The 15,727-nt window shown below is 74.6% G+C and carries 11 protein-coding genes and 1 tRNA gene; 6 read left to right on the top strand and 6 right to left on the bottom strand.

Annotated features, from left to right (window positions below; translation table 11 throughout):
* Positions 1–4 precede the first annotated feature (4 nt).
* Positions 5–712, top strand: a complete 708-nt coding sequence (locus tag WMF20_RS08335; RefSeq protein ID WP_437612183.1) for a TIM barrel protein — start codon at positions 5–7, stop codon at positions 710–712.
* 201 nt (positions 713–913) lie between these two features.
* Positions 914–2,326, top strand: a complete 1,413-nt coding sequence (locus WMF20_RS08330; protein ID WP_437612181.1) for an ATP-binding protein — start codon at positions 914–916, stop codon at positions 2,324–2,326.
* On the opposite strand, the gene WMF20_RS08325 is transcribed toward WMF20_RS08330, so the two are convergent.
* The 3 genes from WMF20_RS08325 to WMF20_RS08315 all read right to left on the bottom strand — a co-directional run bounded on the left by WMF20_RS08325 (position 2,323) and on the right by WMF20_RS08315 (position 6,429).
* Positions 2,323–3,702, bottom strand: a complete 1,380-nt coding sequence (locus tag WMF20_RS08325; RefSeq protein ID WP_437612179.1) for a glycoside hydrolase family 113 — start codon at positions 3,700–3,702, stop codon at positions 2,323–2,325. The genes WMF20_RS08330 and WMF20_RS08325 overlap by 4 nt on opposite strands.
* Positions 3,703–3,809: 107 nt before the next feature.
* Positions 3,810–5,756 (bottom strand): protein kinase domain-containing protein, encoded by a 1,947-nt coding sequence (locus WMF20_RS08320; RefSeq protein ID WP_437612177.1) that lies wholly within the window; start codon positions 5,754–5,756, stop codon positions 3,810–3,812.
* Positions 5,757–6,090: 334 nt separating this feature from the next.
* A complete protein-coding gene (locus WMF20_RS08315; protein WP_437612175.1) occupies positions 6,091–6,429 on the bottom strand; it encodes a transcriptional regulator in 339 nt (112 codons plus the stop codon).
* A gap of 204 nt (positions 6,430–6,633) precedes the next feature.
* Between WMF20_RS08315 and fusA the strand changes: the two genes are divergently transcribed.
* On the top strand, positions 6,634–8,745 hold the full coding sequence (gene fusA, locus WMF20_RS08310) for an elongation factor G (protein WP_437612173.1): 2,112 nt from the start codon (positions 6,634–6,636) through the stop codon (positions 8,743–8,745).
* 16 nt (positions 8,746–8,761) lie between these two features.
* Here the strand turns inward: fusA and WMF20_RS08305 are convergent, their stop codons facing one another.
* Positions 8,762–10,393 carry a L,D-transpeptidase gene (locus WMF20_RS08305; protein WP_437612171.1) on the bottom strand — a complete coding sequence of 544 codons (1,632 nt, stop codon included), beginning with the start codon at positions 10,391–10,393 and terminating at the stop codon, positions 8,762–8,764.
* A gap of 164 nt (positions 10,394–10,557) precedes the next feature.
* On the opposite strand from WMF20_RS08305, the gene WMF20_RS08300 reads away from it, so the two are divergent.
* A tRNA-Arg gene (locus tag WMF20_RS08300) sits at positions 10,558–10,631 on the top strand.
* Positions 10,632–10,702: 71 nt separating this feature from the next.
* Here WMF20_RS08300 and WMF20_RS08295 read toward each other — a convergent pair.
* Positions 10,703–11,506, bottom strand: coding sequence for an isocitrate lyase/PEP mutase family protein (locus tag WMF20_RS08295; protein WP_437612169.1), 804 nt, complete (start codon positions 11,504–11,506; stop codon positions 10,703–10,705).
* A gap of 68 nt (positions 11,507–11,574) precedes the next feature.
* On the opposite strand from WMF20_RS08295, the gene WMF20_RS08290 reads away from it, so the two are divergent.
* Positions 11,575–13,050, top strand: coding sequence for a PLP-dependent aminotransferase family protein (locus tag WMF20_RS08290; RefSeq protein WP_437612167.1), 1,476 nt, complete (start codon positions 11,575–11,577; stop codon positions 13,048–13,050).
* Here WMF20_RS08290 and WMF20_RS08285 read toward each other — a convergent pair.
* Positions 13,016–14,071 (bottom strand): GNAT family N-acetyltransferase, encoded by a 1,056-nt coding sequence (locus WMF20_RS08285; RefSeq protein ID WP_437612165.1) that lies wholly within the window; start codon positions 14,069–14,071, stop codon positions 13,016–13,018. The two genes, WMF20_RS08290 and WMF20_RS08285, sit on opposite strands and share 35 nt — an antisense overlap.
* Positions 14,072–14,141: 70 nt before the next feature.
* Between WMF20_RS08285 and WMF20_RS08280 the strand changes: the two genes are divergently transcribed.
* The gene (locus WMF20_RS08280) at positions 14,142–15,599 is read left to right on the top strand and encodes a PLP-dependent aminotransferase family protein (protein WP_437612163.1); all 1,458 of its coding nucleotides are present in this window, start codon (positions 14,142–14,144) and stop codon (positions 15,597–15,599) included.
* Positions 15,600–15,727: the final 128 nt, after the last annotated feature.

Raw genomic sequence — 15,727 nt, 5'->3', positions numbered from 1 at the left:
ACCCATGGGCTACTCGACAGGGGCGCTCGCGCTCAGCGACGTCGAGCGGGCGCTCTCGATGCTGGAAGGGAGCTCCGCGACCGCGGTGGAGCTCTCCGCGCTGCGCATCTCGGAGCTCAAGCCGCTGCTCCGGCTGCTCGGCTCCCTGGACCTGTCGCGGTATCGCTACGTGTCGTTCCACGCCCCGAGCCGCTTCGACGCGGCGGAGGAGCGCGTCGTCGCCGACGCCATGGCGGAGGTCGCCGCGCTGGGCTGGCTCATCGTCCTCCACCCCGACACCGTCCACGATCCCGGCGCCTTCCGGCAGCTCGGCGGCCTGCTCGCGCTCGAGAACATGGACAAGCGAAAGCGGACAGGCCGCACGGTGGACGAGCTCCGGCCGTTCTTCGACGCGCTGCCGGACGCGTCGTTCTGCTTCGATATCGGCCACGCGCACCAGGTCGATCGCACGATGACGGAGGCGCACTTCCTGGTGAAGGCGCACAGGACGCGGCTGAAGCAGCTCCACGTGAGCGAGGTGAACTCGGGCAGCCGCCACGACGCCCTGAGCCAGAGCGCGGCGCACGCGTTCCAGCGGGTCGCCGCCCACGTCCCGGGCGACGCAGCGCTGATCCTGGAGACGCCGGCGTCGCCAGGGGAGCTGGAGCGGCAGATGGCCATCGCCAGAGCGGCGCTGACGATCCCGGACGGCGTGGAAAAGACGCCCGCCTGATCCCGGGAGCGCCGGCGGCGAGGGCGCGGGCGCGCGCCGGTTTCGCCGGTCGCCGGCATCGATCCTGGCGAGCCCTGGCCTCGCAGCCTCGACGAGCGGCTTCGGGGGCGTCGCGGCGCCCGACGGACGGTCTGGGGGCGCCCGAGGCGCTACGCTCCGCGCGTTCTCGGCGCGCCCAGGGCCGGATCGGGGGGGACCACGATGAAGCTGAAGACGCTGGCGGCCGCGAGCACCGCATGGCTCGCCGCCCTCGCGCTGCTGACGGCGAGCGGGCTCACGCTCAGCACCGCGTACCTGGACCGCGAGGTCGCGTGCCTCTTCAACCTGGTCCGAGAGGTGCGGTCCATCATGGAGCTGGAGGTCCACCTCCTCGCGTACGAGCGCGAGAGCGCCCGGGTCGCGCTGACGCAGCTCCCCGAGCACGCCCGCGCGCGCGACGCCGCGGGGCGAGAGGTGAAGCGGTGGTTCGAGGACCTCCGCGAAAACCCCGTCACCGTGGAAAACGCGGACGTCTTCACGGCGACCGAGCGGGAGCTCGAGCTCTACCTCGCCGCGCGCGCGCTGGCGGACGGGGCGGCGCCGCTGGCCGCCCCCGCGGAGGGCGGGCTCCCCGATGACGTCGATCGCGCCTTCGTCGCGCTCGAGCAGCTGCTCGCCGCGAAGCTCGAGGAGGCACAGATCGCCCGGGGGCGCGTCGACGCGGTGAACCGGCTCTCGGAGACCGTGAGCCTCGGGGCCGCCGCGATGCTGCTCACCGGGGTCCTGCTCGCGCTGTGGCAGATGAGCGGGCGAGTCTACCGCCCGCTCCTCGCGATCCGCGCCGCGATCGACCGCTACGGGGCCGGCGCGCTCGACGCCCGCGCGCCGCAGGGCGGGCTCGACGAGCTGCGCGAGATCGCCGTCGCGTTCAACGAGATGGCCGAGGCGCTGGCCGAGCAGCGCCGGAGGCAGCTCGGGCTCCTCGCGAGCGTGGCGCACGATCTGCGCAACCCGCTGGCCGCGCTGAAGCTCACCGTCGACCGCCTCCGGCCGGATCGGCCCCTGCCGCCCGAGGAGCGGCTCAGGCCGATGCTCGCCCGCATCGGGAAGGAGGCCGCGCGCTGCGATCAGATGCTCACGGACCTCATGGACATCGCGCGGCTCGAGGGCGGCGAGATCGAGCTGCGCCACGAGGTCCGGGACGCGCGCGAGATCGCCCGCGAGGTCGTCGAGCTCTACCGGCCGACGGCGACCGCGCACGAGATCAGGCTGTCGCTGCCCGACGAGGCCGTCCCGCTGCGCTGCGATCCGGTCAGGATCGAGCAGGTGCTCAACAACCTGGTCGCGAACGCCATCAAGTACTCGCCGGAGGGCGGCGCCGTGCTGGTGGCCGTCGCGCGCGAGGGCGCCGAGGTCACGATCGCGGTCACCGACCAGGGCGTCGGCATCGCGGCCGAGGACCAGCGGCGGCTGTTCGAGCGCTACTGGCGCGCGCCGTCGTCGCGCTGCGTGGCGCCGGGCGTCGGCCTCGGCCTGTGGGCCGCGCGCCGCATCGCCGAGGCGCACGGCGGGCGCATCGAGGTGACGAGCGCCGCCGGCGAGGGCTCGACGTTCACCCTGCGCCTGCCGTCCTAGGGCTCGTCCGGATCGAGCTCCCAGCCGAAGACGCCGGGGGTGCGAGCGCGGTGCCTGCCGAGCGCCTCGCCGGGGAGCCAGGGGCCGTCGGCGGCCCAGCGGGTGGAGAAGGCGTCGCGCAGCACGAGCTCCGCCAGCTTGCCCCGCGGCGAGAAGCCCCACTCGGCCTCCTGCGAGACGTCGTCCGGGTCGGCGTAGAGCCGCCAGACGAAGAAGCCGGCGCAGGTGCGCGCGTCGAGGAACGGCGCCATCACCGCGGCGTAGGCCTCGGCCTGCGAGCGCTGATCGACGACCACGTCCTTCATGCGGTCGGGCCACTCCCACGGGCGCACGGCGGGATCGCGCCGCGTGGTGTAGCCGATCTCGGTGAGCAGGACCGGCTTGCCCCACGCGCGCGCCACCGCGTCCACCCCGGCCGCCACCTTGCGCCCGCCGCTCAGGAGCTCCTCGAACGACGCGCCCTCGCGCTCGGCGAGCGGATAGAACGCGTTGATGCCGATGAGGTCCAGCGCGTCGAAGATCAGCGTGTGCTCGACGTCGTCCCAGTTCGCCGAGTAGGTGAGCAGCCCCGGGTACGCGCGGCGCACCGCCTCGATGATCGGCAGGAAGCTCGCCGCCCGCGGCGTCGTCACCCAGCTCCGCAGCTCGACGCCCACGCTGAGCATCTCGGCGCCGCCCTCGCGCGCGACCTCCGCCCAGGTGAGCAGGAACCGGCGGTACGACTCGGCCCAGCGCGCCCAGCCCGCGTCGTCCCCCGGGTCGATCAGCGCCCGCCACTCGCCGCTCTCGACCCAGAGGTGCGGGACGAGCAGCACCTTGAGCCCGCGCGCGTGCGCCTGCGCGATCGCCGCGAGCACGTTGCGCCGGTTCTCCTCGAACGGCGCCTCGAAGACGAGATCGACGCCGGTGCCCTTGCCGTCCCACACGCGGCCGAACGGCGTCAGGCTGACCCAGGTCGCGCCCATCGCCACCGCCTCGTCCATCGCTCGCCCGCTCGCCGCGGTCCCGTAGCCGCGGCCCGGATGCCGGAGGTTCTCGATCGGCCCGATCGTCACGCCGCGCACGCCGCCCCAGCCCGACTCGGCCCACCCCGTCGCGCCGTACGGAAGGCGCTCCGGCGAGATCCGCGGCGCCCCCGGCGCGAGCCGCGGCGCCCCTGGCGCGACGCGCAGCGCCCCTGGCGCGACGCGCAGCGCCCCCGGCGCGAGCCGCAGCGCCCCCGGCGCGGCCGACGGCGCCTCCGCCGCGCTCCGCGGTGCCTCCTGCGCGATCCGGGGCGCGGCGCTCGCGGGTCGCGCAGCGCTGCAGACGGCCGCCGCCGACACGGCGAGGGCGGCGCCTGCGGCGCCGGCGAGCGCGCGTACTTCTCGACTCATCGCTGGCACGGGGACGCCTTATACCAGGCGAGCGGCGCGCGGTACCGCGGACGTCAGCCGCCGTCGGTCTCCTGGGGCCGCGGCCCGCCGCGGCCCTGCTCGGGCGGCTACGGCGCGGCCGTCCCCGGCTGCGGAGGCTGCGGCGCGGCCGCCCCCTCCCCCGGCCGCGCCGCGGTCGCCTCCCCCGAGGGCTGCCGCGCGTGCAGCATCGCGTCGCGCTCCTGCCGCGCGCGCTCGGTCCCCTCGCGCCACCGCTGCTCGCGCTCGATCTTCTCGCGCCGCCGCCGCTCGCGCTCGACCTCGTCGTAGATCACGTCGGGCCGCTGCGGCTGGTACCGGAGCCCGCCCGGCCGCACGGCTCGCAGCGCTTCGCCGTCCGGGCCCGGAGCGCTCTCGGCGTCCGGCCCCGGCGCCGCGGGCTCGTCCGACGCCCCGGGCGCGGCAAGCACGGCCGCGACCGGTCGCGTCGCCGCGACGGCGGAGCGCGCCTCCTGGGCCGCGCGCCTCGCCACCCCCTTCGATGCGAGCACGGCGCTCTCACCGCCGCCGAGCGCGCCCGTCTGCACGAGCCACACGCCGCCGACCCCCGCGGCCATCCCGAGCACCGCGAGCGCGATCGCGAGCTGGCGCGGCCACAGCGACGGCCCGCGGCGCACCACCGTGAGCCGCTCCGTCTCGGCCGGCGCGCGCGCCTCGGCCGGCGTGACGCGCGGCGCCGGGTCGATGGTGACGCGATGCGCGACCTGGCGGTCGAGCGGCACGGGCGTTCCGCCCGCCGGACGCTGCCCTGCCCCGCCCCTCTGCACGTCGGCGGTGAGCTCCGGCGGGCTCACCGTCAGGACTGGGGGCGGCGTGCGGCTCGGCCGCAGCTGCTCGCCGCCGTCCCAGGACGCGCCCGCGTGCGACACCAGCGTGATCTCGCCGTGGCGGACGCCTCCGGGCGCGTCCCACTTGGCCGTCGTCTCGAGGTCGCCCATGAGATCGTCGGGCGACATCATTGGCAAATCGGCCAGCGTGTCGGCCTCCCACTCGTCCTCGACGGGCGCGGGGGCCGGGGTCGCCATGCGGAGCGTCTCGTCCTCCGCCCGGAGCGCCTCCCACACGCGCTCGGCCGCGTCCTCCGCGCCCTCGCCCCCGAAGCGCGCGAGCGCGAACGCGAGCTTCGCGACGTCCGAGGGGCGCGCCTCCGGGTCCTTGTCGAGGCAGCGCAGCACGAGATCCCCGAGCTCGGCCGGCTCGAACCGCCGCGGGAACGGCGCGGGCGGATCGTTCAGGACCTTGTTGCAGATCTCGAGCTCGGTCCGCGCCTCGAACGGGCTCGCCCCGCAGAGGAGCGCGTAGGCCACCGCGCCGATCGACCAGACGTCGGCGCGCTCGTCGATGCCGCCCGCCGACCGCATCTGCTCCGGCGCCATGTAGAGCAGCGAGGTCCGCATGGCGCCCGAGGCGGCGTTCGGTCCCTCGCTCTCGACGCCGCACGCCACGGCCGACACGCCGAAGTCGAGCACCTTCACGCTGGGCGCGCCGTCGCCGAAGCTGAGGAACACGTTCTCGGGCTTGAGATCGCGGTGGAGGAGCCCGACGCCGTGCGCCTCGGCGACGGCCTCGCAGATCTGGAGGAGGTACTTCACCGCCTCCCTCGCCCGCAGCGGACCGCGGCGCTGCAGGTAGCTCGCGAGATCGGAGCCCTCCAGGTACTCGCTGACGACGAACGGCACGCCGCCCTCGACCCCGACGTCGAGGGTCCGCGCGACGTACCTGCCCGAGAGGGCGCGCGCGGCGCGAGCGCCCCGGAGCAGCCGGTCGACGGCGGGCCGTTTCTCGGCGATCCTGGGGTCGACGCGCTTGAGCGCGACGCGCTGGCCCGACGCGCGATCGATCGCGAGGTGGACGGCGCCGACCCCGCCGACGCCGAGCCGGGTCTCCACCGCGTACCTGCCGGCGACGACCTCCTGGCCCCCCGCGGGAGCCCCGGCCGCCCGAGGCGCACGCTCGGCGTCGGTCCACCCCTGCGCGGCGGCGCGATCCTCTCTTCCGGCCTTCAGCGACGTCAACGCACTGCCTCGGTAGGGTCCGCGCTCTGCGCGGACCGGGTCAAAACCTGTCCTCTGAATAGCAGATCCAGAGTGCAGCAACGCGTCCATGACGTGTCGTCTACCGACCACGACGACCGAGGGATGTCCGTTCTGCGCGCAGCCGGCTGGCCGGCCAGCTGGCCGGCCGGCCGGCCCGCCTCCATCCATCGCTGCTGCGAATGCAGCCGATCCATCGCCCTTCGCCATCCAGACATTCCCAGCCATGCAGCCCAGCGATGCGCCGTCCGTGCCACGCAGTCCGGCGCTGCGCCGCGCGTGCCGCGCGGGCCTGCGCTCCGGCCGTCCACGCGGCTCACGGCGGGAGCCCGAGCGCGAGCGCTACCAGGGTGTCGACGCCGACCAGGACGAGGACGAGCGCCGCGGCGGACGCCGCGCCGAGCCCGAGCGCCTTCACCGCGCGGAGGCGCCGCGGTCCGCGGGCGTCCGGCCGCCCGTGCTGAACGCCGCGCGTGACCCAGCACCACCCGAGCATGGACAGCGGCCCGAACGCGTAGAGCGCCGCGCCCCAGGTCGCTCCGTTCCAGCAAGCGGCGCGCTGCTCGGGCGTGAGCCGCCGCCGATCCCACCGCTGCAGCGCGAGCGGCAGCGCGATGCCGAGCAGCATCTGGATTGCGAGGCGGAGAGCGCTCATGTCGCGCGAGGGGATCCCGGCCGCGCGATCCGCTCAGGCAGCGCCGGACAACCGCTGTTCGATCGAGCACGCCGCAGCGCGTCGCGGCAGAGCTCGGATGAGCGACTCGATGCCCGTCTTCGCTGTCCTGCTGCGCCGCGGAAAGCACCCCAAAAATCGCGTGCCGGCCTTCTCGATCTCCACGGGGATTGATACGAACGAGGAATGACAACGACTGAGGCAGGGGACATCAGGAACGTTGCAATCATCGGACACAAGGGGGCTGGGAAGACATCGCTCGCCGAGGCCATGCTGTACGTCGCCAAGGCGACGGCCAAGCTCGGCAAGGTGGACGACAAGTCGAGTGTCCTCGACGATACCGCCGAGGAAAAAGAGCACGTTTGCTCGTTCGAGGCGAGCGTCGCGCACCTCTCCTGGGGCGGGAAGAAGATCAACCTCGTCGACACGCCCGGAGAGGGGAGCTTCCTCGCCGAGACGCGGCTCGCGCTCGCCGCGGTCGACGCGGCCATCCTCGTCGTGAGCGGCAAGGACGGCGTACAGCCGATCACCGAGCGTGTCTTCGGGTGGGTGAGGGAGGCGAAGCTGCCGTGCATGATCGTCGTCACCAAGGTCGACGCCGAGAACGCGCGACCCGACGAGGTGATCGCCGAGGTCCGCGCGCGCCTCAAGGCGCCGCTCGCGGTCATGGAGGAGCGCGTCGGCGAGGGGCTCCAGTTCCGGGGGGTCGTGGCGATCCGGACGAAGAAGGCCTGGCTCGACAAGCCCGAGGCGCCCGCCGCGGCCGCGGGCGCCCCCGTGCCGGCCGACGTCGCGGGGGCGGTCGAGAAGGCCCGGGGGAAGCTCGTCGACGACGTCGCCGGCAGCGACGACGAGCTCACCGAGCGGTACCTGACCGAGGGCGACCTCACGCAGCAGGAGCTCGATCAGGGGCTCCGCGCCGCGGTCCGCCGGGGGGCGCTGGTCCCGGTCTACTTCGCCTCCGGGGTCCGCCCGAGCGGCGCCGCCGCGCTGCTCGACGGCATCGTCGAGCTCGTGCCCCCGCCGACCGAGCACCCGGCGTGGGCCGGCGTCGTCCCGAGCGGCAAGCCCGGCGCCGCGCCGCAGCCCGCCGAGCGGCCGCCGGCCGCGGACGCGCCGGCGGCGGCGTTCGTCTTCAAGACGTCGATCGATCCGCACGCCGGCCGCACCTCGTTCGCGCGCGTGCTCTCCGGCGTGCTCCGGCCCGACGCCACGCTGCTCAACGCGAGCACGGGCAGCGCGGAGCGCCTCGGCAAGATCCACGCCGTGGTCGGCAAGGACCACAAGCAGGTGGAGGAGGCGCGCGCCGGCGACATCGTCGCGCTGCACAAGCTGAAGGCCACGCTGAGCGGGCACACGCTCTGCGACGAGAAGCACGCGTTCCTCTTCAGCGCGCCGGAGCTGCCGCCGGCCCTCTTCTCGCGCGGCGTGCGGTTCGACGCGAAGGGCGGCGAGGACAAGGTCGGCAACGCCCTCTACCGGCTGACCGAGGAGGACCCGGGGCTCAGCGTGCACCAGGACCCGTCGACCCGCGAGCTCGTCGTCTCGGGCCTCGGCGCCCTGCACCTGGAGATCACGGTGGAGCGCATCCGCCGGCGCGTCGGGATCGACTGCCGGCTCGGCCCGCCGCACATCGCCTACAAGGAGACGATCTCGCGGAAGGCCGCGAACGTCGAGGGCAAGCACAAGAAGCAGACCGGGGGCCACGGCCAGTTCGGCGTCTGCTACATCGACATGGAGCCCCTGCCGCGCGGCGGCGGCTTCGTCTTCGAGGACGCGGTCGTGGGCGGGGCCGTGCCGCGGCAGTTCATCCCCTCGGTCGAGAAGGGCATCGTCAAGGCGATGTCGAAGGGCGTCCTGGCCGGCTACCCGCTGGTCGACGTCAAGGTGCGGCTCTTCGACGGCAAGTACCACGACGTCGACTCCTCGGACGCGGCCTTCCAGATGGCGGGCAGCAAGGCGTTCAAGGCCGCCGCCGCGCAGTGCGCGCCGGTGCTGCTCGAGCCCATCGTGCGGCTCTCGGTGACGGTGCCGAGCGCGACCATGGGCGACATCATCGGCGACATCAACAGCCGCCGCGGGAGGATCCTCGGCACCGACTCGGTCGAGGATCAGACGATCGTGAACGCGTTCGTGCCGCTGGCCGAGGTGCTCGAGTACGAGTCGAAGCTGAAGAGCATGACCCAGGGCAAGGGCACGTTCACGATGAGCGTCGAGCACCTGGAGGTCTGCCCGCCGGCGGTGCAGGAGAAGGTGATCAAGGAGAGCGGCTTCAAGGTCGAGGCCGACGAGGACTGACGGGGCGACGCCCGGGCTACGGGTGGATGTGGACGATGGTCCCCTCCCCCGTGGCCTTCCCCGCGGTGACCCCGTGCCACCCGTCGGGCACCGGCGGATCGGTCCAGAGGAACACCTTGCGCGCGTCGATCGGCGACAGGTTGATGCACCCGTGGCTGCGCGGCTTGCCGTAGTCGTCGTGCCATGGCGCCGCGTGGATCGCGTAGCCGGCCTCGAAGTACTGCACCCACGGCACGTCGCGGAGCTCGAACTTGTTGTCGACCTCGTGCGCGTCCATCGTCGTCGTGACGTGCTTGTCGCGGATCCGGAACGTCCCGCGCACGGTCGAGAAGGTCTTCTTGGGGTCGCCGAGCCCATCGCGCCCCGTCGCCGCCGCGGTCGCGTAGACGGGCCGCTTGCCCTCGTAGAGGATGAGCGTCTGGCTGAGGATCGAGATGTCGATCCACTTCACGTCCCCCTGCGCGAACGACGGCAGCTCCGAGGGCTTCACCGCGATGGCGACGTCGGAGTCGCGCACCCACGTCCCGTCCTTCGCCTCGACGAGGCGCGCGCCGCCCACCTTCCTCGATCGCCCCGTGAGCTGCACGGCGGTGTGCCAGGGCAGCTCGCCCGCCTTTTCCATCTCGCCGCCCGAGATGTCGTAGCGCTTCGCGTCCTGCCGGTGCACGAACGCGAGGGGCAGCTCCCACCCCTTGGTCATGTCGACGCCGTGGAACGTGGAGCCGCGGGCGGGCTTGAGCTTCGACGTGGGCACGAGCCGCGCGTCGGTGGTCATCGCGAAGCGCCGCCCGCCGTCGCCCATGAAGGTGTCGATGAGGGCGAGCCCCGCCTTGCGCGCGATCCGGTTCGTGATGATCGCGTAGCCCGGGACCTTGAACGACGAGATGTTCGGGATCTGCCGCCCGCCCTTGAAGAACCAGGGGATCTCGTCGCTGCCGTTGCCGCCGTAGAGCTCGCTGTCGCCGAGCTCGGGCGGCCCGGCGGGCGGGTCGCCGGTCGCGTTGCCCTGCGCGTCGAGCGGCACGTCGTTGGCGCCGACCTTGATCTCGTCCCACTTCTTTTTGAGCTTCTTGTAGCTGCGGAGGTGCCGCTCCAGGCTCATCTCGTACTGGAGCTGCTCCTTCATCAACGGCATCCGGTAGTAGTTCGGCGCGATGGCCCTGACGAAGGCGTACGGGTACGGCATCGGCTTGGACAGGTCGGGCCGCCGCGTGAGCGCCCGGAGGATCGGGTGCTGCATGTCGATCGTGGCGTCGCTGTCCGCGCACATGTACCCGGCGGGCAGCACGCGGTAGTAGCCGCCCTGGCAGTCGTCGAACGAGACGGGCTTCTCCCCGCGGGGCGCCGTCCCGCCCGCGCGCAGGTAGCCGAGCTTGGCGGAGCGGCGGTCCGCCTTCTCGTAGATGGGCGCGACCATCTGCACGGCGCCGATGCGGGGCCCGTCGACGCGCGGGAGGGTGGCGGGGTCGTTCTCGGCGGGCGTCTGGGCCGCGCCCGCGGAGAGGCTGATGATGCCCTCGGGCGTGGCGTTCTCCCCGCCGCTGCACGCCGAGAGGACCGGCAGAGCGAGGGCGGCGAGCGCCAGGGCCGGCGGGGAGGAGCCGCGCGCAGGGGCCGGGATCGCAGAGCTTCGCTGTCGGGCGTCCATGCCCCGGGGATGCCGGACAGACGGGCGGGTGGCCAAGTTTTGGCGCTCCCGGATCAGGGAGCGAGCGGCAAGGCGCTGCCAGGGGATGCGCGACGTTGCTGGAAAGGGTTGCGCGGAAGCCCGACCCCGGCTAGGTTCCGGGCCCTCGCGAACCCCGCGAGCATGCGCCACTAGCTCAGCTGGATAGAGCGTCGGCCTCCGGAGCCGAAGGCCAGTGGTTCGAATCCACTGTGGCGCGCTGGGTTGTCGATGATCCCGTGACCTCGGGGTCGCGCCCGAACTGCGGCGATGCGCCGCTCCGTGAGGCGCTCACGCGAACCACGCGTTGAGCTCGGCGTACGTCAGCGGCGCGTCGTGGAACGGCGGCGGCGTCCACCGGCCGGCGAGCAGCTGCTCCGCGTCCTGCCTCGCGGCCGAGAGCGCCGTCAAGGCGAGGCGCGGCCCGACGCTCACCCGGCGCACGCCGAGGGCTCGGAGCTGCTCGACGGGCGGCAGCGCCGGCGAGGCCCACACGTTGAGCGGGGCCTGCACCTCCGCGGCGACGCGCGAGAGCCCCTCGGCCGCCGCGAGGCCCGGCACGAAGACGCCGTCGCAGCCCGCGTCGACGTAGCGCCTGGCGCGGCGCACCACCTCGTCGAGGGTCGCTGCGGAGGAGGGCGCGCCGCGCAGGAGCACGTCGGTGCGCGCGTTCAGGAACAGGTCCAGCCCGGCGCGCTGGAGCGCCCCCCGCGCCGCGAGCAGCTTCGAGGCGAGCGCCTCGGGCGGCTCGGCCCCGTCCTCGAGGTTCACGCCCGCCACGCCGGCCTCCGCGAGGCGGCACACGGCGTCGGCGACCCCCTCGGCGCTCGTGGCGTAGCCTCGCTCGAGATCGACGCTCACCGGGACGCGCACGGCGCGGAGGATGTCGCGGGCCGAGGCGAGCAGCCGGTCGAACGGCAGGCGCTCGCCGTCGGCCACGCCGTGCGCCCAGGCCACCGCCGCGCTGCTCGTCGCGACCGCGGCGCCGCCGGCGGCCTCGGCCATGCGGGCGCTCACGGCGTCCCACGCGTTGAGCAGGACGAAGAGCTGTCCCGGCGCGTGCAGCGCCCGGAAGCGGGATGTTTTGGTTGCCATGGCCCGGCAGGATAGGTCCATGATGGCCCAGCGACAGTGCCAAGAACCGCGAAAACGAGTGGGCCATCGTGACCCGCCGCGGAGCCAGGGTCTCCGCGGCGCGCCGGCGGCAGCGGAGCGCCGGTACGCTGCAAGCGCAGCTCTACGACCGGATCCGCCAGGCCGTCCTCTCCGGCGCGCTCGCCTCGGGCGCGCGGCTCCCCTCGGCGCGCGCCATGGCGCTCGAGGCGGGCGTCTCGCGGGGGACCGTGGACGCCGCGTACGCGCGCCTCTCGGTCGAAGGGTTCCTCGTGGCGCGCGGCGCTGCCGGCACGTTCGTCACGACCCCGCTCCCCATCGCCGCCGCCTTCGCCCCCGCGGCCCCTCCGGAGCCGCCGCGAAGGGAGCCTCGCGCCCGCGCGGCGCTCCTCCCCTTCCAGGTCGGCGTCCCCGCGGTCGACGCGTTCCCCGTCGCGACCTGGTCGCGGCTGCTCGGCCGGCACGCGCGGCGCGCCCGCGCCGGCGATCTCGCCGGCTCCGACCCGTGCGGCGACCGCGCCCTGCGCGAGGCCATCGCCGCGCACCTCGCGGTCTCGCGCGGCGTCGTCGCGCGCGCGGAGCAGGTGATGATCACCGGGGGCTACCACGGCGCGCTCGGCCTGCTCGCCCGCGCGCTCGCTCGGCCGGGAGACCGGGCGTGGTTCGAGGAGCCCGGCTACCACCGGGCCCGCGCCGCGCTGGAGCTCGCCGGGCTGCGGCTCGCGGCCGTGCCGGTGGACGCCGAGGGGCTCGACGTCGCGCGCGGCGCCGCGCTCGCCCCGCGCGCCCGGTTCGTGTTCGTGACGCCGAGCCACCAGATGCCGCTCGGCATGGCGCTCTCGCTGCCGCGCAGGCTCGCCCTCCTGGCCTGGGCGCGCGGCGCCGACGCGTGGATCATCGAGGACGACTACGACGGCGAGTTCCAGCGCGCCTCGGCGCCGCTGCCCGCCCTCAAGAGCCTCGATGACCAGGGCCGGGTAATCTACGCGGGGACCTTCAGCAAATCGATGTTCCCCGCGCTGCGCCTCGGCTTCCTCGTCGTTCCGGACGGCGCGCGCGACGCGCTCGCCCGCGTGGCCAGCCTGCTGCACCCGGCCCCGCTGCTCGCCGTGCAGCGCGCCGCCGCCGACTTCCTCGGCGAGGGGCACTTCGCGCGCCACGTGCGGCGCATGCGCGCGCTCTACAGTGAGCGGCACGGCGCGCTGTCTCGCGCGCTCGAGGAGCTCTCCTCGCCGCAGCTCCAGGTCGAGGAGGGGACGGGCGGCCTGCACCTGATCGCGCGCCTGACCGGCGCCCGAGACGGAGAGGTGGTCGAGCGCGCGAGCCAGCTGGGCCTCGCGCCGGGAGCCCTGTCGAGCTGCTATCAGTCCGATCCGAACGAGGGGCGGCTCGACGGGCTGCTGCTCGGGTTCGCCGCGCTGCCCGCCTCGCGCGCGCAGAAGGCCGTGCACCGCCTCGCGCAGGCCATCGCGCCCGCGCGCCGCCCCGGCCTCACCCCCTGGCGAGGACCATCTCCGTCGACGTGAACGGCGGCGGCGGCAGGTCCGCGCGGTGACGGAACCCGAACCGCGCGTAGAACGTGTGCGCGTCCTGCGTGCCCAGGTGGACGTGGCGCGCGCCGCGGACCGCCGGGTGCGCGAGCAGCAGGCGCACCACCGCCTCGCCCACGCCGAGGCCCCGCAGCGGAGGGGCGACCATCACGTCGAACATCCACGCGCGCTTGCTCCCGTCGCTCACCGCGCGCGCCGTCGCCACGAGCCGGCCCGCGGCGTCGCGCGCGCCCACCCACGCCGACGAGCCGAGCTGCGCCAGCGCGATCACCTCGCGCGGCACACCCTGGTTCCAGTAGGCGCCCTCGAGCAGATCGACAGCCGCGTCCACGTCGCGCGGCCCGAGCGCGCACGCGAGCGCGCAGCCCGCCGGCGCCCGCAGGAAATCGGGCACCGGCGTGTCCGGGCACGCGCCGCGCAGGAGCTCGATCGCCCCGGGGTCGCCCGGTGAGCCCCGCTCCCAGAGCTTCGCGAGGAGGCGCGCCCGCTCCTCCGGCGCGCGGTTCTGCGCGAGCTTCGCCTTGCCGTCGAGCCGCTCGAGCGGGACCGCGAGCACGAGGATCCCCTCGATCGCCTTGCGGTAGAGCGGGCTCCGGGCGTCGAGCGGCGCGTACCCGCCCTCGGGCTGGTACTTCCGCATCAGCGCCTCCAGCACCTCGGCCTTGTGCTCCGGATCGTCCACGCGCTCGATCACCCCGTGCGCCTGCGCGCTCCGGTAGAGCGTCGTCGCCGGACAGGCGCGCGCTGGATCGGTGAAGTAGCTCGGGATCGAGGCGACGATCTGCTCGCACGACACCACCGCCGCCCGGCCGACGGCCTCGATCTTCTCGCCCGCGGGCGCGCCGTGGAACGCGATCGACCCCCGGACCACGACGCCGTGCACCGCCCGCAAGAGCGGCGCGCCCTCCGCCGTCGTCGAGGCCATGTGCACCACCTCTGCGCGCCCGAGGAGCTCCTCGGCCTCCGCGCGCTCCATGCGGAAAATTTCCCTGCGCATGGCCGGAGCGTGCCGCGCGGCTGGTACGTCCAAAAGATCCGGTCCGTCGATTTCTGCTAGACCAGCCGGCGTGCCCTGGGAGCTCTCGCTCGCCGTCGATCCCGCCGCGTCGCAGCCGATCTTCCTGCAGATCGCGCGCGCCCTCGCCGACGACATCCGCCGCGGCCGGCTCCGCGCCGGCGACGAGCTCCCGGGCAGCCGCGCGCTCGCGCGGTCCCTGTCGGTCCACCGCAACACCGTCCTCGCCGCGTACCGCGAGCTCGCCGCCGAGGGCTGGATCGAGGCCAGCGCCGCGCGCGGCACCTTCGTCTCGGCCGAGCTGCCGGCGCCCGCGCCCCGGCGCTTCGCCCGGCGCGCGGCGGTCCGGGCCGAGGTGCCGGCGAAGCTCGGCTTCGACCTCGGCGCGACCTCGCTCCGGCCCATGCCCCTCGTCCCCGAGGGCGCGCTCCGGATGAGCGGCGGCGTCCCCGACATGCGCCTCGTCCCGACCGCGGCGCTCGCGCGCGCCTATCGCCGCGCGCTCCGCGCCGAGCCGAGCCGGCTGCTCGACTACGCCGATCCGCGCGGCCACGCCCGCCTCCGCGTCGCCCTCGCCGCGATGCTCTCGGCGGTGCGCGGCCTCGCCGCCGGCCCGGAGTCGGTGCTCGTCACGCGCGGCAGCCAGATGGCGCTCGACCTCGTCGCGCGCGCGCTGCTCGCGCCGGGCGACGCGGTGGCCGTCGAGTCGTACGGCTACCGCCCGGCGTGGGAGGCGCTCCGCCTCGCCGGCGCGCGGCTCGTCCCGGTGCCGGTCGACGCCGCGGGCCTCTCGGTCGACGCGCTCGCGGAGCTCGCCGATCGCGAGCGCCTCCGCGCCGTCTACGTCACCCCGCACCACCAGTACCCCACGACCGCGGTGCTCGCGCCCGGCAGGCGGATCGCGCTCCTCGAGCTCTGCCGCAGCCGCCGGATCGCGATCCTCGAGGACGACTACGATCACGAGTTCCACTACGACGGCCGCCCGGTGCTGCCGCTCGCCAGCGCGGACACGGCCGGCATCGTCGTCTACATCGGCACCCTGTCGAAGATCCTCGCCCCCGGGCTCCGGCTCGGCTTCGTGGTCGCGCCCGAGCCCCTGATCGAGCGGCTCTCCCTGCACCGCACCTTCGTCGACCGGCAGGGCGATCACGCGGTGGAGCGCGCCGTCGCCGAGCTGCTCGAGGACGGCGAGGTGCAGCGCCACGCGCAGCGCGCGCGGCGCATTTACCAGGCGCGGCGCGATCTCCTCGTCGCGTCGCTGCGCGCCCGGCTGGACGACGCGCTCGACTTCCGCGTGCCGGCCGGCGGGATGGCCCTGTGGGCCAAGGTGGACGCCGCGATCGACGCGGACGCCTGGGCCGAGCGCTCGCTCGCGCGGAAGGTCGCGTTCTCGTCGGGGCGGCGGTTCGCGTTCGACGGCAAGAAACGCCCCTTCCTGCGGCTCGGGTTCGCGGCGCTGGACGAGCGAGAGATCCGCGAGGCGGTGGAGAGGATGGTCCAGGCGCTCTGATCGGCAGGCGGACAGCCGGCCAGAACGGCCCGGCGCCCTGCACGGCGGCGAACGCGGCAGAAGCGGTAGAACGCGGGTGTCCGCGGTTTTGGGGGCGGCTCCACCTCCGGTCGATGGCGGCGCGTCCA

It is taken from the genome of Sorangium sp. So ce834, from assembly GCF_051521425.1.
GTDB classification, from domain to species: domain Bacteria; phylum Myxococcota_A; class Polyangia; order Polyangiales; family Polyangiaceae; genus Sorangium; species Sorangium cellulosum_D.
The sequence above is the reverse complement of the archived record's forward strand: the minus strand, read 5'-3'. Positions and strand labels throughout refer to the sequence as shown.